This is a genomic window from Bacillus jepli (genome assembly GCF_047238305.1).
GTDB lineage: Bacteria > Bacillota > Bacilli > Bacillales > Bacillaceae_L > Ferdinandcohnia.
Genome location: NZ_JBDFMO010000001.1, coordinates 931,861 through 953,948 on the forward strand (window position 1 = coordinate 931,861; position 22,088 = coordinate 953,948).

Here is a 22,088-nt window from a genome sequence, read left to right on the forward strand (position 1 = left end):
CTCCTTCTCTATAAAATTATACTTCAAAGAATTCGATTTCTTTGCTGTCTTCTGTTAGTTTAACGATAGCTTTTCTGCGACGATTTGTATATCCACTGTAACGTCCTACACGTTTGAACTTACCTTTGTAGTTCATGATGTTAACTTTTTCAACTTTAACGCCGAAAATTTGCTCAATCGCATCCTTAACTTCGGTTTTGTTTGATTTAACGTCAACTTCAAATGTGTATTTTTTTTCAGCCATTAGGTCTGATGAACGTTCAGTAATAACAGGGCTCTTAATAATATCACGAGGATCTTTCATTATGCGAGCACCTCCTCTACTTTTTCCACCGCAGCTTTAGTAATCACAAGCTTATCATGGTTAAGAACATCAAGAACACTTACTCCATTTGCAACAACAACTGTTACTCCAGGAATATTACGAGCTGAAAGTTCTACTGCTTCATTAACGTCTGCAGTTACAATTAACGCTTTGCGATCTACGTTTAATCCTTTCAGTACCGCAACCATGTCTTTAGTTTTAGGAGCTTCTAATACTAGATTGTCTAATACTAGAATGTTTTCCTCTAATACCTTAGTAGATAATGCTGATTTGATTGCTAAACGGCGTACTTTTTTAGGTAACTTGTAGCTGTAGCTTCTTGGAGTTGGACCAAATACTGTTCCACCACCACGCCATTGTGGTGAGCGAATTGAACCTTGACGAGCACGACCAGTGCCCTTTTGACGCCATGGTTTACGTCCTCCGCCTGCTACTTCAGAACGAATCTTTGTTTTGTGAGTTCCTTGACGTAAGGAAGCTCTTTGCATGATTACTGCATCGAATAAAACTTGTTGATTTGGTTCAACACCGAATACAGAATCGTTTAATTCGATTTCTCCAACAGCTGAACCAGTTTGGTTATACAATGATACTTTAGGCATTCAAATGTCCTCCTTTCCTAGTAATTATTTTGCTTTAACAGCTCTCTTAACTGTAACAACAGATTTTCTCGCACCAGGTACATTACCTTTTACTAGAAGAAGATTACGTTCTGTATCTACTTTCACGATCTCTAAGTTTTGTACTGTGATACGGTCTCCACCCATACGACCAGGTAGAAGTTTGTTTTTGAATACACGGTTTGGAGCTACAGGTCCCATAGAACCAGGACGACGGTGATAGCGTGAACCGTGAGACATTGGTCCGCGAGATTGTCCGTGGCGCTTAATCGCACCTTGGAATCCTTTACCTTTTGAAATTCCTGTTACATCAACAATATCTCCTTCAGCGAAGATATCAACTTTGACTTCCTGACCAACTTCAAACTCATCTAAGTTAACTCCGCGTAATTCGCGAACGAAGCGCTTAGGTGCAGTGTTTGCTTTTGATGCATGACCCTTTTCAGGTTTGTTTGAAAGCTTTTCTCTCTTGTCATCGAAACCGATTTGTACAGCTTCATATCCATCAGTTTCAACTGATTTCTTTTGAAGAACTACGTTTGGAGCAGCTTCGATTACAGTTACAGGGATAAGTTCACCGTTACCTACGAATACTTGAGTCATACCAACTTTTCTTCCTAAGATTCCTTTGGTCATTAGTCACACCTCCTATAATATTTACAATTTATTTCATTTAAAATTAAAGTTTGATTTCAATGTCAACACCAGATGGTAAATCTAAACGCATTAATGAATCAACAGTTTGTGGTGTTGGGTTAATGATGTCGATTAAGCGCTTGTGTGTACGCATTTCAAATTGTTCACGAGAATCTTTATACTTGTGAACAGCACGAAGAATCGTATAAACAGACTTCTCAGTTGGAAGTGGGATTGGACCAGAAACTGCCGCCCCAGAACGTTTTGCTGTTTCTACGATTTTCTCTGCAGATTGATCAAGAATTCTGTGATCATATGCTTTTAAACGAATACGAATTTTTTGTTTTGCCATTATTTTCCCTCCTTTTTCGCCTACTTTTAAAATAGACCTTCTCCGTGGAAATTTCCTTACACTCGCCATGGCAAAGCGGCCGGGTGTATCAGCAACCTTCCACATCATCGCAGTCAAAGACCAACATTGTCTATTATATAAAAAACTAATACGAAATGCAACATAAATCTTTATTTTATGCATGTCTATCGCACTTTTTCAATTATACACACCTATAGAGGACTTTTCAACTAAAGCTCTATATTATTTTAGCGTAAGATTTTGGAAACAAGTTTATCTGAAACTTTCCGATGTTTCCTTTCTATATATAACAGAAATTATACAAAAAAACAGGCGGATCATCCGCCTGTTTTTGAAGACCTATTGTTATTACTCAGTGATTGTAGCAACAACGCCAGCGCCTACTGTACGTCCACCTTCACGAATTGAGAACTTAGTTCCGTCTTCGATTGCAACTGGAGCGATTAGTTCAACAGTCATTTCGATGTTGTCGCCAGGCATAACCATTTCAACACCTTCTGGAAGTTGAATGATTCCAGTTACGTCAGTTGTACGGAAGTAGAACTGTGGGCGGTAGTTTGAGAAGAATGGAGTATGACGTCCACCTTCTTCTTTAGATAAAACGTAAACTTCAGCTTTGAACTTTGTGTGTGGCTTGATTGTACCTGGCTTTGCAAGTACTTGACCACGTTGGATTTCTTCACGAGAAACACCACGAAGTAGTGCACCAATGTTGTCACCAGCTTCAGCATAGTCAAGAAGCTTACGGAACATTTCAACACCTGTTACAGTAGTTGATTTTGGCTCTTCAGTTAAACCGATGATTTCAACTACATCACCAACTTTAACTTGTCCACGCTCAACACGTCCTGTAGCAACAGTACCACGACCAGTGATTGAGAATACATCCTCAACAGGCATCATGAATGGCTTTTCAGTGTCACGCTCTGGAGTTGGAACGTATTCGTCAACAGCAGCCATTAATTCAATGATTTTTTCTTCCCACTCAGCTTCTCCTTCAAGAGCTTTAAGAGCAGAACCTTTGATTACTGGTACATCGTCACCAGGGAAGTCGTATTCAGAAAGAAGGTCACGAACTTCCATTTCTACTAATTCTAATAATTCTTCGTCGTCTACCATGTCACATTTGTTCATGAATACAACAAGGTAAGGAACACCTACTTGACGAGAAAGAAGGATGTGCTCACGAGTTTGTGGCATTGGGCCGTCAGCAGCAGATACTACTAAGATCCCGCCGTCCATTTGAGCAGCTCCAGTGATCATGTTCTTAACGTAGTCAGCGTGTCCTGGGCAGTCTACGTGTGCATAGTGACGGTTGTCAGTTTCATACTCAACGTGTGAAGTTGAGATTGTGATTCCACGCTCACGCTCTTCAGGCGCACCATCAATTTGGTCATAACCCATTGCTGCACCTTTTCCGCTTCTTTTAGCAAGAACAGTAGTGATAGCAGCTGTTAAAGTAGTTTTACCATGGTCAACGTGTCCAATTGTACCAATATTAGCATGTGGTTTCGAACGGTCAAATTTCTCTTTTCCCATTTGAAAAGCCTCCTTAAGTATTTGTTATTTTAATAGTAAGTATGATATCCCGAAAGTGGAGGCAACTCCACTTTCAAGGCCTACATAAGTAGTTATACTTGATGTAAAGGTGAAAATCAATTATTCACCTTTATTTTTTTTGATAATTTCTTCAGAAATTGATTTTGGTACTTCTTCATAGTGATCGAAGTGCATTGTAAATACTCCACGTCCTTGTGTGTTAGAACGTAAAGAAGTAGCATAACCAAACATTTCAGATAGTGGAACCATAGCACGTACTACTTGCGCGTTACCACGAGCTTCCATACCTTCAACGCGTCCACGACGAGAAGTAATACCACCCATAATGTCGCCTAAGTATTCTTCAGGCATTACAACTTCAACTTTCATGACAGGTTCAAGGATAACTGGTTGACATTTTGAAGCAGCGTTTTTAAGTGCCATTGAAGCAGCAATCTTAAACGCCATTTCACTAGAGTCAACGTCATGGTAAGAACCATCAAAAAGTCTAGCTTTAATGTCTACTAATGGATAACCTGCTAGAACCCCTCTTTGAAGAGCGTCTTCTAGACCAGCCTGTACAGCAGGGATGTATTCACGCGGTACAACACCACCAACAATCCCATTTTCAAATTCAAAGCCTTTTCCTTCTTCGTTTGGTGAGAATTCGATCCAAACGTGTCCGTATTGACCACGTCCACCTGATTGACGAGCGAATTTACCTTCAACTTGTGCAGATTGACGGAAAGTTTCGCGGTACGCAACTTGTGGAGCACCAACATTTGCTTCTACTTTGAATTCACGCTTCATACGATCCACTAGGACGTCTAAGTGTAACTCACCCATACCAGCAATGATCGTTTGACCTGTTTCTTGATCAGTATGTGCTCTGAATGTTGGATCTTCCTCTTGTAGCTTTTGTAAAGCTGTAGACATTTTGTCTTGGTCAGCTTTTGATTTAGGCTCAACAGAAAGTTGAATAACTGGCTCTGGGAATGTCATAGATTCAAGAATTACATTATCCTTTTCATCACATAATGTATCACCAGTTGTAGTATCTTTCAATCCTACAGCTGCAGCAATGTCACCAGCATAAACAGTTGTAATTTCTTGACGGTGGTTCGCGTGCATTTGAAGGATACGTCCAATACGTTCACGCTTTCCTTTTGTTGAGTTTTTCACGTATGATCCAGAGTTTAATGTACCAGAATACACACGGAAGAATGTTAACTTACCAACAAAAGGATCAGTCATTACTTTGAATGCAAGTGCTGAGAATGGTTCGTTGTCGTCTGAATGACGTTCAATATCTTCCCCAGTATCAGCGTCATGACCTTGAATAGATGCAACATCTGTTGGAGCTGGAAGATAGTCGATAACAGCATCAAGCATTTTTTGAACACCTTTGTTCTTGAATGCAGTACCACACATTACAGGGTAGAACTCTACCTTAAGTGTTGCAGTACGAATCGCCTTTTTCAAATCCTCGTTAGAGATTTCTTCTCCACCAAGGTATCTTTCCATCAAGTCTTCATCTAATTCCGCTACAGCTTCTACGAGTTTTTCACGGTATTCGTTTGCTTGGTCTTGAAATTCTTCAGGAATTTCTCCTACTTCAACATCAGTTCCCAAGTCATCACCATAGAATGTTGCATTCATTTCAACAAGGTCAATGATACCTCTGAATTGATCTTCTGCTCCAATTGGTAATTGAATTGGATGTGCATTCGCTTGAAGACGGTCATGAAGTGTGCTAACAGAATAAAGGAAGTCAGCGCCGATCTTGTCCATTTTGTTTACGAATACAGCTCTTGGAACACCATAAGTTGTAGCTTGTCTCCAAACTGTTTCAGTTTGTGGCTCAACGCCAGATTGTGCATCAAGAACTGTAACAGCTCCATCAAGTACACGAAGTGAACGTTCAACCTCAACTGTGAAGTCTACGTGTCCTGGAGTGTCAATGATGTTAACGCGGTGACCCTTCCATGATGCAGTTGTTGCAGCAGAAGTAATGGTGATACCACGTTCTTGTTCTTGCTCCATCCAGTCCATTTGAGATGCACCTTCGTGAGTTTCACCGAGTTTATGAATTTTACCAGTGTAATAAAGGATACGCTCAGTAGTTGTTGTTTTACCAGCATCGATGTGGGCCATGATACCAATATTACGAGTCTTTTCTAAGGAGAACTCTCTTGCCATTTGGGTCTTTCTCCTTCCTATGAGTAAGTATAATTTTTATTGTAGTAATGGCTCTGTTAATCTACTTAACAGAGCTCTTATTTTACCAACGGTAGTGAGCAAATGCTTTGTTTGCTTCCGCCATTTTGTGTGTATCTTCACGTTTCTTAACTGATGCACCAGAATTGTTAGCTGCATCTAGAATTTCGTTAGCTAAACGCTCTTCCATAGTTTTTTCACCACGAAGACGAGCGTAGTTTACTAACCAACGTAAACCTAGAGTAGTACGACGGTCAGGGCGAACTTCAACAGGAACTTGATAGTTTGCACCACCTACACGACGTGCTCTTACTTCTAGTACAGGCATGATGTTTTTAAGCGCTTGTTCAAACACTTCCATTGCATCCTTACCTGAACGTTGTTGTACTAAATCAAACGCGTTATATAGAATCGCTTGTGATTTACCTCTTTTTCCATCAACCATCATTTTGTTGATTAAACGAGTTACAAGCTTTGAATTATAAATCGGATCTGGTAATACATCTCTTTTAGCAACAGGTCCTTTACGAGGCATTGATATTTCCTCCTTTCAGTCTTAAATATGTTAGTCTATTATTTCTTTGCTGCTTTTGGTCTCTTAGTACCGTATTTAGAACGGCTTTGCGCACGGTTATTAACACCAGCAGTATCAAGCGCACCACGAACGATGTGATAACGTACCCCTGGTAAGTCCTTAACACGTCCACCACGAATTAGTACAACACTGTGCTCTTGTAAGTTGTGACCAATTCCTGGGATATAAGCAGTAACCTCAATTCCGTTTGTTAAACGTACACGCGCATACTTACGTAATGCTGAGTTCGGTTTCTTCGGAGTCATTGTACCAACACGAGTACAAACACCACGCTTTTGAGGTGAAGTAGTATTAGTTTGTGACTTTTTGAAGCTGTTATAACCTTTATTTAATGCAGGAGAGTCGGACTTTTGAACTTTAGTTTCACGACCCTTACGAATTAATTGGTTAATTGTAGGCATTATTTGTTTCCTCCCTTCTTGATTCGTCAAGACCACATATCCAGGTGGTTCATTTTTTTACAAAAAACAAAGTCTTTGTAGATTCATTTCCACAAAAACAGTTTTTAATTAATAATCGCCACAGTAGAAGCTCCTACTTCGATTCCACAAGCTTTTCCAAGCTTCTTCATCGAATCTACCTTTGATATTGGAATTTGTCGATCCTCGGCTATCTGTAATACTTTATTGATTACACGCCGATCCGCATCTTCTGCTATAACAATTTCCGATACCTTATCGGTTTGTAATGCTTTTACTGCTTGCTTTGTACCAATGATAATCTTCTTTGCCTGTGATACTTTTTCATAAGACATATAATATATCCTCCAAAGTAACAGGTTTAAGGAGCACCTTAGATATATTAACACCCTAAGAGAAGGATGTCAACTACAAGCAAATAAAAATTATTTCGCTCACAGTAGACATCCAATATCTTAGATATGCTCTTCTAACCTTTATTCAACACCAACTGGGTCTTCTTGCTCTACAACTACTGGTTCTGCTCGACGATAACGAGTCATACCTGTACCTGCTGGAACAAGTTTACCAATAATTACATTCTCTTTTAATCCTAGTAACTCATCGCGTTTTCCTTTAATTGCGGCATCAGTTAAGACGCGTGTTGTCTCTTGGAATGACGCAGCAGATAGGAACGAATCAGTTTCTAGTGATGCTTTTGTAATACCTAGAAGCACTGGTCTACCTGTAGCAGGTGCTTTACCTTCTAGTAAAACCTTCGTGTTTGCATCAGTGAACTGATGTATATCAAGTAGTGAACCTGGTAATACATCTGTGTCACCTGCATCAATGACTCTAACTTTACGAAGCATTTGTCTTACCATTACTTCGACGTGTTTATCACCGATTTCAACACCCTGCATACGATAAACTTTTTGAACTTCTTTTAAGAGGTATTCTTGGACAGCTGATGTACTTGTTACCTTTAGTAATTCCTTTGGATCAACTGAACCTTCTGTTAGTACCTGACCACTTTCAACTTGCTGTCCTTCAGCGACTTTCAATCGAGCACTGTATGGTGCAGTGTAAGAACGTGATTCTACTTCTCCTTGGATTACAATTTCTTGCTGTCTATCTTTTACTTCATTAATGGACGTTACTACACCCGCAATTTCAGTGATAACAGCTTGACCTTTCGGATTTCTCGCCTCAAATAGTTCTTGAATACGAGGTAAACCTTGAGTGATGTCATCTCCAGCAACCCCACCAGTGTGGAACGTACGCATTGTAAGCTGTGTACCTGGTTCACCGATTGATTGAGCAGCAATAATACCAACTGCTTCACCAACTTCAACTTCTGATCCTGTTGCTAGATTTCGTCCATAACATTTTTTACATACGCCATGGCGTGTATTACATGTAAATGCAGAACGAATGGTTACTTCCTCAACACCAGCATCAACAATTGCTTTAGCGATATCTTCTGTAATTAATTCGTTTTCTGCTACTAATACTTCATTGGTTTCAGGATGAACAACTTTCTTTCTTGCGTAACGACCATTTAGACGTTCATCAAGAGGTTCGATAATTTCTGTTCCCTCTTTTAACGCGCCTACAAGTAAGCCACGATCTGTACCACAGTCATCCTCACGTACAATTACGTCCTGAGCAACGTCAACTAAACGTCTTGTTAGGTAACCAGAGTCAGCTGTCTTTAATGCTGTGTCCGCAAGTCCTTTACGCGCACCGTGAGTCGAAATGAAGTATTCCAACACTGTTAAACCTTCACGGAAGCTTGATTTAATTGGAAGTTCAATGATACGTCCAGCCGGGTTCGCCATTAATCCACGCATACCAGCTAACTGTGTAAAGTTGGATGCATTACCACGGGCACCAGAGTCACTCATCATGAAAATTGGGTTGCGCTTATCAAGTGAAGCCATTAGCTTACCTTGAATTGTATCTTTTGCAGCACTCCAAATCGAGATAACACGATCATAACGCTCATCTTCCGTGATTAAACCACGTCTAAATTGTTTTAGAACATTATCAACCTTCGCTTGTGCTTGTGCTAAGATTTCTTCTTTTTCAGCTAAAACAACAATGTCAGCTACACCAACGGTAATACCTGCTTTTGTCGAGTGCTTAAATCCAAGATCCTTCATACGATCAAGCATTTTTGAGGTTTCAGTAATTTTAAACCGTTTGAAGACTTCAGCGATAATATTACCGAGAATCTTCTTCTTGAATGGTTCAATTTGCTCCTGACTTTGGATAAGTTCTTTAACATTTGCACCTTTAGGTATGAAATACTTTTCAGGTGTTTTCACTTCTAGGTTTGTTTTTGTAGGCTCATTAATATACGGGAATGATTTCGGAAGAATCTCGTTAAAAATTAATTTACCTACCGTTGTCATAAGCAACATATTATTTTGTTCTTCAGTAAATGTTTCGTTATTTAGTGAACCAGCATGTACCGCAACCCTTGTATGGTAGTGCACATAACCATTTTGATACGCAAGAATAGCTTCGTTTGTATCCTTAAAGACCATTCCTTCTCCAACTGCTCCTGGACGTTCCATAGTTAGGTAATAGTTACCCAATACCATGTCCTGTGACGGCGTAACAACTGGTTTTCCATCTTTCGGGTTAAGGATATTTTGTGCTGCCAACATTAATAATCTTGCTTCAGCCTGTGCTTCTGCAGAAAGTGGTACGTGAACCGCCATTTGGTCACCGTCGAAGTCTGCGTTGTAAGCAGTACATACGAGTGGGTGTAGACGAATTGCGCGTCCTTCAACTAATGTTGGTTCGAATGCTTGAATACCTAAACGGTGTAGTGTAGGTGCACGGTTTAAGAGAACCGGATGCTCCTTAATAACAGATTCGAGGACATCCCAAACCTCTGGCTGCACACGTTCGATTTTACGTTTCGCACTCTTTATATTGTGAGCAAGACCTTTTTCAACAAGCTCTTTCATTACAAACGGTTTGAATAATTCCAATGCCATTTCCTTCGGTAATCCACATTGGTACATCTTAAGATTCGGTCCTACAACGATAACGGAACGACCAGAGTAGTCAACACGTTTACCTAATAAGTTTTGACGGAAACGACCTTGTTTACCTTTTAGCATATGTGAAAGTGATTTTAATGGACGATTACCAGGACCGGTAACCGGTCTTCCGCGACGTCCATTGTCAATCAACGCATCAACCGCTTCTTGAAGCATACGTTTTTCGTTCTGAACGATAATGCTTGGAGCACCTAAATCTAATAGGCGTTTTAAACGATTGTTACGATTAATCACACGACGATATAAATCGTTTAAATCTGATGTTGCAAAACGACCACCGTCAAGCTGAACCATTGGACGTAGTTCAGGAGGAATGACTGGTAGTACATCAAGAATCATCCATGAAGGCTCATTTCCAGAGTTACGGAATGCCTCTAGTACTTCTAGTCGCTTAATTGCACGAGTTCTTCTTTGTCCTTGAGAAGTTTTTAATTCTTCTTTCAGACCATCAACTTCTTTTTCTAGATCAATATCAAGAAGAAGCTTTTTAATCGCTTCAGCACCCATTGCAGCATGGAATGTGTTTCCGTATTTTTCACGGTACGCACGATATTCCTTTTCAGAAAGCAATTGCTTTTTATCTAAAGGAGTATCTCCTGTTTCTGTTACTACATAGGATGCAAAATAGATAACTTCTTCAAGAGCCCGAGGGGACATGTCTAAGACAAGTCCCATTCGGCTTGGAATTCCTTTAAAGTACCAAATATGTGATACAGGTGCAGCAAGTTCAATATGTCCCATACGTTCACGACGAACTTTTGCACGAGTTACTTCAACGCCGCATCGGTCACAGACGACACCTTTGTAGCGAACACGCTTGTATTTACCACAGTGACACTCCCAGTCCTTTTGAGGACCAAAGATTCGTTCACAGAACAAACCATCTTTTTCTGGCTTTAATGTACGATAGTTGATTGTTTCTGGCTTTTTCACTTCACCGAAAGACCATGAACGGATTTTATCGGGTGAAGCGAGACCAATGCTCATGTATTCAAAATTATTAACATCTAGCAAGGGGCCTACCTCCCTTTCGATCTACAGGATTACCCTAATTGACCTTTGCTTGTTAACTCTATTCCTTAACAACTGCGTTCTTTTCTAGTTCTGAATCAGTTTTTTGGTCAGAATCAAGAGATATTCCCTCTGATTGACTCGCTTCTTCATCTTCTTCTAAATCACGCATTTCAATCTCTTCTTCATCACCGGAAAGGATCTTCACATCTAAACCAAGTGATTGAAGTTCTTTGATCAATACTTTGAATGATTCAGGGACACCAGGTTCTGGTACATTTTCACCCTTAACAATCGCTTCATAAGTCTTCACACGACCAACAACATCGTCTGACTTGACTGTTAGGATTTCTTGTAGTGTATATGCAGCTCCATAAGCTTCAAGCGCCCAAACTTCCATTTCACCGAAACGTTGTCCTCCGAATTGCGCTTTACCTCCAAGAGGCTGTTGCGTAACAAGAGAATAAGGTCCAGTTGAACGAGCATGGAGTTTGTCGTCAACCATGTGTGCTAATTTAATCATATACATCACACCAACAGATACACGATTGTCAAACGGTTCTCCCGTTCTTCCATCATATAATACTGTTTTCGCATCACGAGACATTCCAGCTTCTTCTAGAGTATCCCAAACATCATTTTCAGTCGCACCATCAAATACTGGAGTTGCAACGTGAATGCCAAGTTGTCTAGCAGCCATACCTAAGTGTAGCTCCAGTACCTGACCAATATTCATACGTGACGGTACCCCTAATGGATTTAACATGATGTCAATCGGTGTTCCATCTGGAAGGAATGGCATATCTTCTTCAGGAAGAATTCTTGAAATTACCCCTTTGTTTCCGTGACGACCAGCCATCTTATCGCCTTCGTGAATTTTACGTTTTTGAACAATGTAGACACGAACAAGCTGGTTTACACCAGGTGGTAATTCATCACCGTCTTCACGGTTAAATACTTTTACATCAAGAACGATCCCTTCTCCACCATGCGGTACACGAAGAGAAGTATCACGAACCTCACGTGCTTTTTCACCGAATATCGCATGTAGAAGTCGCTCTTCCGCTGTAAGTTCAGTTACCCCTTTAGGTGTAACCTTACCTACTAGTAAATCACCGTCTTTTACCTCTGCACCAATACGGATGATTCCACGCTCGTCAAGGTTACGTAACGCATCTTCCCCAACGTTTGGAATATCACGTGTAATTTCTTCAGGTCCTAATTTTGTATCACGAGATTCTGATTCGTATTCTTCAATATGAATAGAAGTATACACATCGTCTTTTACAAGTCTTTCACTCATGATAATGGCATCTTCATAGTTATATCCATCCCAAGTCATGAAACCAACAAGAACGTTTCGTCCTAATGCTAGTTCACCCTGTTCCATCGAAGGACCGTCTGCAAGGATTTCTCCCTTAACAACTTCGTCCCCTTCAGTAACAATTGGACGTTGGTTATAACATGTACCTTGGTTAGAACGAATAAATTTAAGGAGACGATATTTATCAAGGTCACCTTTTACCTTCTGACCATCCACTTCTGCATAACGACGTACCCAAATTTGTTTTGCTTCAACACGTTCAACAATTCCAGGGTGTTTACAAATAACGGCCGCACCTGAGTCTTTACCAGATACATATTCCATACCTGTACCAACAAGCGGAGCTTCTGGTTGCATTAATGGAACAGCTTGACGTTGCATGTTCGCCCCCATTAGAGCACGGTTGGAGTCGTCATTTTCTAAGAATGGAATACAAGCTGTCGCTGCAGATACAACTTGTTTCGGCGATACGTCCATGTAGTCAATTCGGTCACGGTGAACAACTGTGTTTTCACCCTTGAAACGAGCAACTACATCTTCATCTAAAAATGTACCATCATCACTCAAACGAGAATTCGCCTGAGCGGTAACATAGTTATCTTCTTCATCTGCTGTTAAGTAATCGATACGATCTGTTACTTTACCAGTCTCAGGATCAACTCTTCGATATGGAGTTTCAATAAACCCAAATCGATTCACTTTTGCATAAGATGACAATGAGTTGATTAGCCCGATATTTGGACCTTCTGGTGTTTCGATTGGACACATACGACCATAGTGAGAATAGTGAACGTCACGCACTTCAAACCCTGCACGTTCACGTGTAAGTCCACCAGGTCCTAATGCTGATAGTCTTCGTTTATGTGTTAATTCTGCTAATGGATTCGTTTGGTCCATGAACTGTGAAAGCTGTGAGCTACCAAAGAATTCTTTAATAGACGCAATCACTGGACGAATATTGATGAGTTGCTGTGGAGTAATGGTATTCGTATCTTGAATTGACATTCTCTCACGAACAACACGTTCCATTCTTGATAAGCCGATACGGAATTGGTTCTGCAAAAGTTCACCAACAGAACGCAAACGACGGTTACCTAGATGGTCGATATCATCTGTATCTCCAACTTGATGTAGCAAGTTAAAGAAATAACTTATTGAAGAAAGAATATCCGCTTGTGTAATATTCTTAACACCTTCTTCAATATAGGCATTACCTATGACGTTAATGACTTGTTCGCCATCCGGATCATTTGGTGCGTAAATTTTAATAGATTGAAGGGTAACTTCTTCATCAATCACGCCACCTGATGGTTGAAGTGATTTAAATCCAATACCGTTCTCTAAATACGGAATGATACGATCTAGCGTTCTACGATCGAGAAGAGTATCCTTTTCTACGATGATTTCACCTGTTTCAGGATCTACAAGTGTTTCCGCTAAACGTTGATTAAACAAACGATTCTTAATATGAAGTTTTTTATTTATCTTATAACGACCTACACTCGCAAGGTCGTAACGCTTTGGATCAAAAAAGCGTGATTCTAATAAACTTTTTGCGTTTTCTACTGTCGGTGGTTCTCCTGGACGTAGACGCTCATATATTTCTAGTAATGCTTTTTCTGTGCTTTCTGTGTTGTCTTTCTCAAGTGTGTTACGTAAATATTCATTTTCACCGAATAAATCGATGATTTCTTGATCAGAGCCAAACCCGAGCGCGCGCAAAAGAACCGTTAGCGGTAGTTTTCGAGTACGATCAATACGAACGTATACAACATCCTTCGCATCTGTTTCATATTCTAACCATGCACCACGGTTTGGTATTACCGTTGCAGTAAAGCCTCGTTTTCCATTCTTATCAACTTTACCACTGAAATAAACACTCGGCGAACGAACTAATTGAGAAACAATTACACGTTCTGCACCATTGATAACGAATGTACCCGTTTCTGTCATGAGTGGGAAGTCACCCATAAATACATCTTGATCTTTTACTTCACCAGTTTCTTTGTTGATCAAACGTACCTTAACTCGAAGTGGTGCTGAATAAGTAACATCTCTTTCCTTTGATTCTTCTACGGAATACTTTGGCTCACCTAAACTGTAATCAATGAACTCTAGAGATAGGTTACCTGTAAAGTCTTCAATCGGGGAAATATCTTGGAACATCTCCCTAAGACCCTCATCAAGAAACCACTGATAAGAAGAGGTTTGAATCTCAATAAGATTTGGTAATTCTAAAACTTCACTAATACGAGCATAACTTCTTCGTTGGCGGTGTCGTCCATACTGAACTAGTTGACCTATCAACCCATTCACCCCTCATATCAAGCGTTATTAATCTTGCTAATTTATAAATACTTATCAATTATTAAAGTCTACTTTTGAACTTGTATAATTAATAAGAATGTTAACCACAAATCAAAATGATAGGACACAAAATGCAGCCTATCAATTTCCAAACAACTTCGACTTTTCATGCCTAACATGCACTCATTTTTTGTTTATGTAAAATGGTTTAAACTTCGTACAAAACACCCTTTTTATAGACAAAAAGAAAAAGGGTTTCTACTAAGAAAACCACACTTTCAAAAACAAACTATTGATTTTATTAGTTTTTCCATACATACTATATTTATACATATATTTAATTTTTTAGTTATACATGGAAAAATTACATATCGGCATTATATAATGCTACCACACGAGATTTGAGCAGTCAACAGGTTTTTGTTTTTGTCAAGCAAATTTTTTAAAACTAACTAGCGCGTACCGCTTTAATGATATGGTAGCCTTTTTTTCTCTCCACAATCTCTACCTCTTCAAAAACCGCTTCAAGCTTCTCGATCGCAGATGGAGCTCCTTGTTTCTTTTGGATTACAACCCAAAGCTCTCCTCCAGGAACTAGATACTGATAACTCTCTTCCAAAATATGATGAACAACCTTTTTCCCTGCACGAATTGGCGGGTTGGAGATAATCGCAGCGAAACCTCGTTTTTCAACATCCGTAAACAAATCACTTTGGTGAATGTCGACATTGGTGATTTTATTCATTTCTGCATTCGTTTTTGCAAGCTCAATTGCGCGCTCATTCACATCAATCATTTCAACTGAACGTTCATTATGTACTTTTGCTAGTGCAAGACCAATTGGTCCATACCCACAACCAACATCTAAAAACGGACCATCAATTTCAGGAGCACGGAATTCCTCTATTAATAACCTTGATCCAAAGTCAACCTCATTTTTTGAAAAAACTCCGCTATCGCTTGTAAAAGAAAACGTATACCCTCTTAAAACAAAGTCCTGAGTTTTTCGATTGCTTGATACGGTGGGTTTGCTAGTATAATAATGTTCGGTCATTTATGTATCTCCCAACATAAGAGTATATGTACAGTATACCCATCTCATTCCAAAAACAATATTAGTTTAAAAAAAGCTCGCTTTTATAGCGAGCTTTTTTCTTACGTTCATTAGTTATTACTTAACTTCTACGCCAGCTCCAACTTCTTCAAGTTTAGCTTTAACTTCTTCAGCTTCTTCTTTAGAAACGCCTTCTTTGATTGCTTTTGGAGTGTTGTCAACAAGTTCTTTAGCTTCTTTTAAGCCAAGTCCAGTGATTTCACGTACAACTTTGATAACTTTGATTTTTTGTGCACCAGCGTCTGCTAATACAACATCAAATTCAGTTTGCTCAGCAGCAGCTTCAGCACCGCCACCAGCAGCTACAGCTACAGGAGCAGCAGCAGTTACACCAAATTCTTCTTCAATTGCTTTTACTAGGTCATTTAGTTCTAAAACAGTCATATTTTTAACTGCTTCAATGATTTGTTCTTTAGTCATTAGAAAATCCTCCTTAATTAATTATCCTATTTTTAATTCGAATTGCGTTTTTGTTTTACAATTAAGCGCCTTGCTCTTCTTTTTGATCTGCAACTGCTTTAGTAGCAAGAGCAAGATTGCGAATTGGAGCTTGAAGTACGCTAAGCAACATAGAAAGTAAACCTTCGCGTGATGGTAGATCAGCAAGAGCTTTAACTTCTTCAAGAGTTGCAATGTTTCCTTCGATAACACCTGCTTTAATTTCTAATGCTTCATGCTTTTTCGCAAAATCATTAAGAATTTTAGCAGGAGCAACTACATCTTCATTACTGAAGGCAATTGCGTTTGGTCCTGTTAATGCATCATTTAATCCAGCAAGTTCAGCTTGTTCTGCAGCACGGCGAGTTAAAGAGTTTTTGTACACTTTGAATTCAATGCCTGCGTCACGAAGTTGTTTACGTAGTTCTGTTACTTCTGCAACAGATAGACCGCGATAGTCTACAACTACAGTTGATTTACTTGCACGTAATTTGTCTGCAATTTCAGTCACAATTTGTTTCTTTTGTTCTACTGCATGACTCATTCTTCTACACCTCCTGTGAGTAATTTCAGACACTTGAAACCGTTCGGTGTTAGAGTGCGTTCGAATCGAACACGTATACAGATTAAAAAACCTCTATGTCATAGACATAGAGGTAGTATTGATCAAGTTTATATACTACACCTCGGTAGGAAATTAAGCTTTTAAAAGCCCCTACTGTCTACGGTACAAATGCTATTTATTTATTAACAACAAAATTTATTATATGAAATGCTTTCGCAAAAGTCAATATCCACTTTTTTCTAATTAGAATGAAGAAGCGTCAACTTTCACGCCAGGTCCCATTGTAGATGATACAGCAATGTTTTTCATGTAAGTTCCTTTTGCTGCAGATGGTTTAACCTTAAGCATAGTTTCATAAATTGTAGTGAAGTTCTCAATTAGTTTTTGGTCATCAAATGAAACCTTACCAATCGGAACATGGATGTTCGAAGACTTATCAATGCGGTATTCAACTTTACCAGCTTTGATTTCATTTACTGCTTTTGTTACATCAAAAGTAACAGTTCCTGTTTTAGGGTTCGGCATTAAACCTTTAGGTCCTAATACACGTCCAAGTTTACCAACTTCACCCATCATGTCAGGAGTAGCTACGATTACATCAAACTCAAACCAACCTTGGGTGATTTTAGTGATGTACTCGCTATCGCCAACATAATCAGCTCCAGCAGCTTCTGCTTCTTTTGCTTTTTCACCTTTAGCGAAAACTAAAACACGTTGAGTTTTACCAGTACCGTTTGGTAAAACAACTGCACCACGAATTTGTTGGTCAGCTTTCTTAGGGTCAACTCCTAAACGGAATGCAACTTCAACAGTAGCATCAAATTTAGTTGTGTTTGTTTTCTTTACTAATTCAATTGCTTCTGCAACTGAGTAAGTTTTTGCACGATCTACTAATTTAGCAGCTTCTACGTACTTTTTACCTCTTTTTGCCATTATAACTTCCTCCTCGATTGTGGTTTTAACGGAATAACCTCCCACGCCCGCAATCAGCATCAAATATCTTCATGCTGACGCTAGACAGAACAAAGGTTGCGAACGAAAGAAATGAGATGTTCCATCCGCAACCCCTTTGAAACATGTAACAAATAGGAATTAGTCTTCGATAACAATTCCCATGCTACGAGCAGTACCTTCAACCATACGCATTGCAGATTCAACGTTCGCCGCATTTAAATCAGGCATTTTTGTTTCTGCAATCTCGCGTACTTTATCACGCTTAACTGTTGCAACTTTATTACGGTTAGGTTCACCTGAACCAGACTCAATACCAGCCGCTTTCTTTAAAAGAACTGCAGCAGGAGGAGTTTTTGTAATAAATGTAAATGAACGATCTTCATAAACTGTGATTACAACAGGAATAATTAAACCAGCTTGTTCTGCTGTACGTGCATTGAACTCCTTACAGAATCCCATGATGTTAACACCTGCTTGACCTAATGCTGGTCCAACTGGTGGTGCTGGGTTTGCTTTCCCCGCTGGAATTTGTAATTTAACCTCTTTAATTACTTTTTTAGCCACGAGACACACCTCCTTAAAGTCCGTGATGTGGTAATAGGGGTTTACCCTCCCACTCATCTATTCTTTACATATCGATAAAGAACTTTATCATAGCCAGTCTCTATATTTAGAGACATACTGACCTTTGCAATATTACCACTTTTCGTTTACAATATCAAGTTTTTCTTAAACTTTTTTGTCTAGCCTCAGCGCCTAGCCCCTCGAGGTCATAAGCCAAATCACTCCAGAAATCAGGATTTCCTGCGTGATTCGTCTTATGCTTGTCGGGGCTGTTCAAGGCGCTTCGGCATTTCGTTCTAGATTTTTTCAATTTGTGTAAAGTCTAACTCAACTGGGGTTTCACGACCAAACATGTTAACAAGAACCTTTACCTTTTGCTTATCTACATCTAGATCTTCAATTGCACCAGTGAAGTTTGTAAATGGACCCTCTTTGACACGAACTGTTTCTTTTAATTCGAAATCAACTTCCATCGGTCTTTCATCCATTCCCATTCTCTTAAGGATGAACGTCACTTCTTCTGGTAAAAGCGGTGTTGGTTTCGAACCGGAACCAGCTGAACCAACGAATCCTGTAACACCAGGTGTATTACGTACGACATACCATGAATCATCTGTCATAATTAATTCAACTAATACATAACCTGGAAATACTTTCTTTTTAATAATTTTCTTTTTACCGTTCTTAATATCTGTTTCTTCGTCTTCTGGTACAACAACACGAAAGATTTTATCTTGCATTCCCATTGTCTCAACACGTTTTTCTAAATTTGCTTTTACTTTATTTTCGTACCCTGAATACGTATGAACAACATACCAATTCTTTTCCATAAGTTAGGACTACTTGTCCTTCCCTCCCTTTGTGCGATCAAGTTCCTTATTCCTATTTTGTAGACTCGGTCAATGAATGACGTAAGGAAACTAGCTTTCCTCATTCGTTGTTAATAATTGAATGACCTAGATTTAAACATAGTGTTGACAAATTTTTTGCAATTAAAAAAACCCGTACCCGGGCTTTTTCGTAAAAGATTCTTTATTCTCTATCCATCATTATACCATGAGTATACAATGTTTATTCAAGTACTAAACGAATTAATTCAGAAATTCCTAGGTCAATTACAGCAAAAAACACAGATACAAAGATTACCGTTGTTAATGTAACAATCGTATAGCGTGTGAGTTCTTTTCTCTTTGGCCAACTTGTTTTCTTCATTTCTCGAACTACTTCACGAAAAAACTTGGTTATGCGCTTCATCCATGTAACCTCCAACTTTATCAACACAGTCTGCGATCTATTTCGTTTCACGATGATTCGTGTGAGAATTGCAAGTCTTACAAAACTTCTTCATTTCTAGTCTTTCAGCTGAAGTGCTATTCTTCATAGTGGAATAATTTCTACTTCCGCATTCCACACAAGCTAAAATTACTTTTTTTCGCATTTTATCACCTACCATGTGAAAATGCTACTTGCATCCTATTTTATAAAAAAGTCTCAATTTCCTTAAAAATGTAACACAGGCTTGATTTGTATGTCAATACTAGCCCCTACCTGTAGTAATGGTTGAAAACAGATTTTTATAATTTAATTTCTTGAATTTCTAAATATCGTTCTAACTTACGCTTTACACGCTGGAGTGCATTATCGATTGACTTTACATGTCGGTTTAAATCCTCTGATATCTCCTGATAGGATCTTCCGTCCAAATATAAGGACAATACCTTACGTTCCAAATCACTTAAAAGTTCTGCCATTTTTAATTCAATGTCATCAAACTTTTCCCTGTTGATGATTAATTCCTCAGGATCGAGAATCTTTGCTCCTGATATGACATCCATTAATGTACGGTCAGATTCTTCATCATATATCGGCTTGTCCAACGAAACATAAGAGTTTAGAGGAATATGCTTTTGCCTTGTCGCTGTTTTAATCGCAGTAATAATTTGTCGTGTAATACATAGTTCCGCAAACGCTTTAAACGAAGAAAGCTTGTCCTCCTTAAAATCACGTATCGCTTTGTATAACCCGATCATACCTTCCTGAACAATATCCTCACGATCTGCCCCAATTAAAAAATAGGATCTGGCTTTTGCACGCACAAAATTTTTATACTTATTGATTAAATAATCCAACGCCTCACTTTCTCCAGCATGGACCAATTCCACGACTTCCTCATCCTCTAGTCGGTCATAATATAACCTGTTGCCATAATCATCGAAGCTTGAACTCACACCGATCCCTCCGACCTACCTTAGAAGTTGTTTCCTACCAAAACTTGTAAAACGTAATGTTCATAAAATTCTTTATCTAGAAATATTATACAGGAGTGCTTTTCCAAGCGTCAACCGCTCATCGCTGTCCACGACGCCATTTTTCAAAAATTTCTGCCATTTCGTCGGAAAGTGGAATTTTTGAAACACTTTTTTCTTGATAGGTTTTCTTTACATCCTTTTTAATTCCGGATTCCACGACTTCCATTTCAGTTAATAATTCCCTTGCTGATTTCCGTAAGGCGCCTTGTCCGAAAATTTGCCATTGCTCTGTATAATCTGAGGTAGCTACGTGAATTTGCGTTTTAATATTGCTTAATTGTTGAGCAAGCTTTTCGATTCGTTCATCGGCCGTTTCATTTTCACGGGTAAAAATGACTTCTACTTTTCGGCTTTTCATTTTTGTTTCAATTCCCGGTACGAGGTGTGCATCAAATACGACAATCACCTTATATCCTGTATACGCCTGATATTCAGCCATCTTTTCAATTAATAAATCACGCGCTGCTGAAAAGTCCTTGGTTTTAAGAACACGTAATTCTGGCCATGCACCAATAATGTTGTAGCCATCTACCAGCAGGATATCCATGTTTTATTCCCCTAACGGATTCCGCTTACGATATACCTCATACATTAATAGACTTGCTGCAACTGAAGCATTTAAAGAGGTTACTTTCCCTTGCATCGGTAGTCTTAACAGAAAATCACATTTTTCCTTCACAAGGCGTCCCATACCTTTGCCTTCACTGCCAATTACCAAGCCAATTGACATTTTCCCATCGATATTTCGATAATCCTCTTTTCCTTTTGCATCTGTTCCAACAATCCATACACCACGGTCCTTTAACTCATCAATCGTTCTTGCTAAATTGGTTACACGAGCAACTGGTATATATTCTATCGCTCCCGTTGAAGCTTTTGCTACGGTTGCGGTTAATCCAACTGCTCTTCTCTTCGGAATTATCACCCCATGTGCTCCAACTGCATCTGCCGTACGAAGAATTGAACCAAGATTATGTGGATCTTCTAATTCGTCCAATAGAATGATAAATGGTGCTTCATTTCGTTTCTCAGCTAAAGCTAGAATGTCATCCACCTCAGCATACTCATACGCAGCTACCTGCGCGACAACTCCTTGGTGATTCCCTTCAACCATTTGGTCAATCTTCTTTTTCGGAACAAATTGAACCATGACGTTACCTTCCTTTGCAAGAGAAGTAATCTGGTTCATTTGACCTCTATTCGAGCCTTCTGCTATCCATATTTTATTAATATCCCGCTCTGATTTTAACGCTTCAATAACGGGGTTCTTCCCAATAATATAATCACTCGCCACTTCTTTTTCCTCCTTTCTTAAGATTCAATGATTCGAAACGCCTCTTCAATAATGGAATGGATTCTCTCTTGGTCATTTTGTAAAAAATGATAACCTAGTAAAGCTTCAAATGCCGTACTGTATCGGTAAGTCTGAACATCTGTATTTTTTGGGACGGTTCCACTCTTCGCATTGCGGCCCCTTCTAATGACTCCTTGTTCCTCTTCTGAAAAAAAACCTTCATCCAGCATCGTGTGAATCACAGCGGACTGGGCTTTAGCAGAAACATAATGCTTCGCTTGATTATGAAGTTGATTAGGTCTCACACTCCCCTTTTGCAAAAGATAATGCCGTACATACATTTCATATACAGCATCACCCATATAAGCAAGAGCAAGACTATTTAATTGATGGCTATCAATTTGATTGTCTGATAAAAACATTTTCAT

At 39.2% G+C, this 22,088-nt stretch carries 23 protein-coding genes and 1 other annotated feature; all 23 genes read right to left on the minus strand.

Going from position 1 to position 22,088, the window contains the following annotated elements:
• Positions 1–16 precede the first annotated feature (16 nt).
• Positions 17–304, minus strand: a complete 288-nt coding sequence (gene rplW / locus ABC371_RS04825; protein WP_116354140.1) for a 50S ribosomal protein L23 — start codon at positions 302–304, stop codon at positions 17–19.
• Complete coding sequence (rplD, locus tag ABC371_RS04830) at positions 304–927, minus strand: 50S ribosomal protein L4 (protein WP_412895782.1); 624 nt, start codon at positions 925–927, stop codon at positions 304–306. The genes rplW and rplD overlap by 1 nt, the downstream gene beginning before the upstream one ends.
• Before the next feature lie 24 nt (positions 928–951).
• Entirely contained in the window at positions 952–1,581 is a 630-nt protein-coding gene (rplC, locus tag ABC371_RS04835; RefSeq protein ID WP_412895783.1) for a 50S ribosomal protein L3, read from the minus strand.
• Positions 1,582–1,624: 43 nt separating this feature from the next.
• Positions 1,625–1,933, minus strand: coding sequence for a 30S ribosomal protein S10 (gene rpsJ, locus ABC371_RS04840; protein WP_003348621.1), 309 nt, complete (start codon positions 1,931–1,933; stop codon positions 1,625–1,627).
• 369 nt (positions 1,934–2,302) lie between these two features.
• Entirely contained in the window at positions 2,303–3,493 is a 1,191-nt protein-coding gene (gene tuf / locus ABC371_RS04845; RefSeq protein ID WP_412895784.1) for an elongation factor Tu, read from the minus strand.
• A 120-nt stretch (positions 3,494–3,613) separates the two neighbouring features.
• Positions 3,614–5,692 carry an elongation factor G gene (gene fusA, locus ABC371_RS04850; protein ID WP_412895785.1) on the minus strand — a complete coding sequence of 693 codons (2,079 nt, stop codon included), beginning with the start codon at positions 5,690–5,692 and terminating at the stop codon, positions 3,614–3,616.
• 82 nt (positions 5,693–5,774) lie between these two features.
• Positions 5,775–6,245 (minus strand): 30S ribosomal protein S7, encoded by a 471-nt coding sequence (gene rpsG, locus ABC371_RS04855; RefSeq protein WP_010285031.1) that lies wholly within the window; start codon positions 6,243–6,245, stop codon positions 5,775–5,777.
• A gap of 38 nt (positions 6,246–6,283) precedes the next feature.
• Positions 6,284–6,706, minus strand: a complete 423-nt coding sequence (gene rpsL, locus ABC371_RS04860; protein ID WP_116354145.1) for a 30S ribosomal protein S12 — start codon at positions 6,704–6,706, stop codon at positions 6,284–6,286.
• A gap of 104 nt (positions 6,707–6,810) precedes the next feature.
• The gene (locus tag ABC371_RS04865; protein WP_412895786.1) at positions 6,811–7,059 is read right to left on the minus strand and encodes a 50S ribosomal protein L7ae-like protein; all 249 of its coding nucleotides are present in this window, start codon (positions 7,057–7,059) and stop codon (positions 6,811–6,813) included.
• Positions 7,060–7,200: 141 nt separating this feature from the next.
• Positions 7,201–10,794: a DNA-directed RNA polymerase subunit beta' gene (gene rpoC, locus ABC371_RS04870; protein ID WP_412895787.1), complete on the minus strand. Its 3,594-nt coding sequence runs from the start codon at positions 10,792–10,794 to the stop codon at positions 7,201–7,203.
• Between the two features lie 58 nt (positions 10,795–10,852).
• On the minus strand, positions 10,853–14,422 hold the full coding sequence (gene rpoB / locus ABC371_RS04875) for a DNA-directed RNA polymerase subunit beta (protein WP_412895788.1): 3,570 nt from the start codon (positions 14,420–14,422) through the stop codon (positions 10,853–10,855).
• A 448-nt stretch (positions 14,423–14,870) separates the two neighbouring features.
• Complete coding sequence (locus tag ABC371_RS04880) at positions 14,871–15,476, minus strand: class I SAM-dependent methyltransferase (protein ID WP_412895789.1); 606 nt, start codon at positions 15,474–15,476, stop codon at positions 14,871–14,873.
• Positions 15,477–15,593: 117 nt separating this feature from the next.
• Positions 15,594–15,956 carry a 50S ribosomal protein L7/L12 gene (rplL, locus tag ABC371_RS04885; protein ID WP_136379922.1) on the minus strand — a complete coding sequence of 121 codons (363 nt, stop codon included), beginning with the start codon at positions 15,954–15,956 and terminating at the stop codon, positions 15,594–15,596.
• Positions 15,957–16,017: 61 nt separating this feature from the next.
• Positions 16,018–16,518, minus strand: coding sequence for a 50S ribosomal protein L10 (gene rplJ / locus ABC371_RS04890; RefSeq protein WP_412895790.1), 501 nt, complete (start codon positions 16,516–16,518; stop codon positions 16,018–16,020).
• Positions 16,519–16,593: 75 nt separating this feature from the next.
• Positions 16,594–16,720, minus strand: a sequence feature (ribosomal protein L10 leader region).
• 62 nt (positions 16,721–16,782) lie between these two features.
• Entirely contained in the window at positions 16,783–17,472 is a 690-nt protein-coding gene (rplA, locus tag ABC371_RS04895; RefSeq protein ID WP_412895791.1) for a 50S ribosomal protein L1, read from the minus strand.
• Positions 17,473–17,631: 159 nt separating this feature from the next.
• Positions 17,632–18,057, minus strand: a complete 426-nt coding sequence (gene rplK / locus ABC371_RS04900) for a 50S ribosomal protein L11 (protein ID WP_010285014.1) — start codon at positions 18,055–18,057, stop codon at positions 17,632–17,634.
• 296 nt (positions 18,058–18,353) lie between these two features.
• On the minus strand, positions 18,354–18,887 hold the full coding sequence (nusG, locus tag ABC371_RS04905) for a transcription termination/antitermination protein NusG (RefSeq protein ID WP_412895792.1): 534 nt from the start codon (positions 18,885–18,887) through the stop codon (positions 18,354–18,356).
• A 241-nt stretch (positions 18,888–19,128) separates the two neighbouring features.
• Positions 19,129–19,311, minus strand: a complete 183-nt coding sequence (secE, locus tag ABC371_RS04910) for a preprotein translocase subunit SecE (protein ID WP_116354154.1) — start codon at positions 19,309–19,311, stop codon at positions 19,129–19,131.
• A 37-nt stretch (positions 19,312–19,348) separates the two neighbouring features.
• Entirely contained in the window at positions 19,349–19,495 is a 147-nt protein-coding gene (gene rpmG / locus ABC371_RS04915) for a 50S ribosomal protein L33 (protein ID WP_010284985.1), read from the minus strand.
• Between the two features lie 136 nt (positions 19,496–19,631).
• Positions 19,632–20,285, minus strand: a complete 654-nt coding sequence (gene sigH / locus ABC371_RS04920; protein ID WP_058000110.1) for an RNA polymerase sporulation sigma factor SigH — start codon at positions 20,283–20,285, stop codon at positions 19,632–19,634.
• Between the two features lie 118 nt (positions 20,286–20,403).
• The gene (locus ABC371_RS04925; RefSeq protein ID WP_412895793.1) at positions 20,404–20,913 is read right to left on the minus strand and encodes an NYN domain-containing protein; all 510 of its coding nucleotides are present in this window, start codon (positions 20,911–20,913) and stop codon (positions 20,404–20,406) included.
• A gap of 3 nt (positions 20,914–20,916) precedes the next feature.
• A complete protein-coding gene (rlmB, locus tag ABC371_RS04930; RefSeq protein WP_412895794.1) occupies positions 20,917–21,660 on the minus strand; it encodes a 23S rRNA (guanosine(2251)-2'-O)-methyltransferase RlmB in 744 nt (247 codons plus the stop codon).
• A gap of 17 nt (positions 21,661–21,677) precedes the next feature.
• Positions 21,678–22,082 (minus strand): Mini-ribonuclease 3, encoded by a 405-nt coding sequence (locus ABC371_RS04935; protein ID WP_412899279.1) that lies wholly within the window; start codon positions 22,080–22,082, stop codon positions 21,678–21,680.
• Positions 22,083–22,088: the final 6 nt, after the last annotated feature.

Bases quoted from the DNA above. Each gene is read 5' to 3' on its own strand.
- rplW (WP_116354140.1), bottom strand. From the start codon at position 304: ATGAAAGATCCTCGTGATATTATTAAGAGCCCTGTTATTACTGAACGT.
- rplD (WP_412895782.1), bottom strand. From the start codon at position 927: ATGCCTAAAGTATCATTGTATAACCAAACTGGTTCAGCTGTTGGAGAA.
- rplC (WP_412895783.1), bottom strand. From the start codon at position 1,581: ATGACCAAAGGAATCTTAGGAAGAAAAGTTGGTATGACTCAAGTATTC.
- rpsJ (WP_003348621.1), bottom strand. From the start codon at position 1,933: ATGGCAAAACAAAAAATTCGTATTCGTTTAAAAGCATATGATCACAGA.
- tuf (WP_412895784.1), bottom strand. From the start codon at position 3,493: ATGGGAAAAGAGAAATTTGACCGTTCGAAACCACATGCTAATATTGGT.
- fusA (WP_412895785.1), bottom strand. From the start codon at position 5,692: ATGGCAAGAGAGTTCTCCTTAGAAAAGACTCGTAATATTGGTATCATG.
- rpsG (WP_010285031.1), bottom strand. From the start codon at position 6,245: ATGCCTCGTAAAGGACCTGTTGCTAAAAGAGATGTATTACCAGATCCG.
- rpsL (WP_116354145.1), bottom strand. From the start codon at position 6,706: ATGCCTACAATTAACCAATTAATTCGTAAGGGTCGTGAAACTAAAGTT.
- ABC371_RS04865 (WP_412895786.1), bottom strand. From the start codon at position 7,059: ATGTCTTATGAAAAAGTATCACAGGCAAAGAAGATTATCATTGGTACA.
- ABC371_RS04880 (WP_412895789.1), bottom strand. From the start codon at position 15,476: ATGACCGAACATTATTATACTAGCAAACCCACCGTATCAAGCAATCGA.
- rplL (WP_136379922.1), bottom strand. From the start codon at position 15,956: ATGACTAAAGAACAAATCATTGAAGCAGTTAAAAATATGACTGTTTTA.
- rplJ (WP_412895790.1), bottom strand. From the start codon at position 16,518: ATGAGTCATGCAGTAGAACAAAAGAAACAAATTGTGACTGAAATTGCA.
- rplA (WP_412895791.1), bottom strand. From the start codon at position 17,472: ATGGCAAAAAGAGGTAAAAAGTACGTAGAAGCTGCTAAATTAGTAGAT.
- nusG (WP_412895792.1), bottom strand. From the start codon at position 18,887: ATGGAAAAGAATTGGTATGTTGTTCATACGTATTCAGGGTACGAAAAT.
- secE (WP_116354154.1), bottom strand. From the start codon at position 19,311: ATGAAGCGCATAACCAAGTTTTTTCGTGAAGTAGTTCGAGAAATGAAG.
- rpmG (WP_010284985.1), bottom strand. From the start codon at position 19,495: ATGCGAAAAAAAGTAATTTTAGCTTGTGTGGAATGCGGAAGTAGAAAT.
- ABC371_RS04925 (WP_412895793.1), bottom strand. From the start codon at position 20,913: ATGGATATCCTGCTGGTAGATGGCTACAACATTATTGGTGCATGGCCA.
- ABC371_RS04935 (WP_412899279.1), bottom strand. From the start codon at position 22,082: ATGTTTTTATCAGACAATCAAATTGATAGCCATCAATTAAATAGTCTT.